Origin of the sequence: Micromonospora sp. NPDC048830 (genome assembly GCF_043198215.1) — a bacterium.
In the GTDB taxonomy this organism is placed as follows: Bacteria; Actinomycetota; Actinomycetes; order Mycobacteriales; family Micromonosporaceae; genus Micromonospora.
Window position 1 is genome coordinate 1 of record NZ_JBICUP010000139.1, and the last position, 1,191, is coordinate 1,191.

Sequence of the window (1,191 nt, forward strand, 5' to 3'; positions counted from 1 at the left end):
GAGTCCGAGTCCGAGTCCGAGTCTTTGGACGTGTCGTCCCGTTCGTTGCCTGGTCGGCCGGCGGCGATGGAATGGGGCCCGGCCGACTCTGGAGATGCCACCTCCGGCCCCCACGACACCCTCGTTGCCGAGGACGACGCCGGATCGGGGCATTCCCTCGGTCGGGTCTCCTCGTCGGAGAGTTCCTCGTACGACGACCTTCCCCCGCAGGGCTCGACGATCGACTTCCGGAGGGCCGAGGAAGACTGGGGCAAGATCGAGTTTCGCATGTCCCGCTATGACAAGCTGTGGAACAACCGCGAACTGAGAGATGCCTACGAGGGCTTCAAGGAGCAGTTGACGTTCGAGCTTGGACTGAAAGCTGAGGGCAGGAGCAACGACGAGATCGACGCTGCGGTGATGAACCGGTTCGGCTCTGACAGGGTCGCCCCGTTCGCGCGGTTGATGGCGGACAACCACGCTTTCTCCGTCCCGGCCAAGTGGTGGTACAGGCACCAGCGTGACAGCGACTTCGACGTCCAGTTCCCAGAAGCCGTACAGCAGTTCCGGTCGAGGCTCGCCCTCTGGGGCAAGATTGGTCCCGCCGTCGCCGAACGGATCACCGAGCAGAGCGGCAACCGGATGCTCGAGGCGACTCCGGGTGGGCAGATCTTCGACAACATCATGCTCGGGACCGGCAGCTTCTTCAATTATCCGCCCGGATTCAACCGCATGTGGGAACAGTTCTCCCATCAGCTCGTGGCGGTCACGGACGGTCTGGTCGACGCCCACGTGTACCGGGGGGTGATGATACCGAGCGTCCTACACAACACCGAGGCGAAGATCCTCTTCGAGAAGGTCGATCGGCGCGAGATCGAGGGCCTGCGTGTCGTCGCGTGGGAGTTCGTCGGCAAGAACGAGATCGCGAGGGCGGGCGAGTACGTCGTCCGTTCCCAGGGGTCCTACGACGAGCGGGTCCCGAAGCTCGAAAAGGGCAAGACCTCGAAAACGTTCGACCAGCACCAGCAAGAGCTCTACGAACAGCTCTCCTATCGCCGGGAGGATTACAACCGGATCGGGCTGCAGAACTCGCTTCCCGAGCTCCCGCCGCTCAAGCGGATGGACAGCAACTACATCTTCGTGGTGTCGGACGCGAACCAGCCCGAGGTCATGGAGAGCCCGGAGAGCCTCACCAGGAAATTGACGATGGCG

General features: G+C 63.1%; 1 protein-coding gene. It reads left to right on the forward strand.

What is annotated here, in order from left to right:
- Positions 1-66 precede the first annotated feature (66 nt).
- Positions 67-1,191: hypothetical protein (locus tag ACGFIZ_RS34270; protein ID WP_393427464.1), on the forward strand; the 1,125-nt coding region annotated here is incomplete at its 3' end.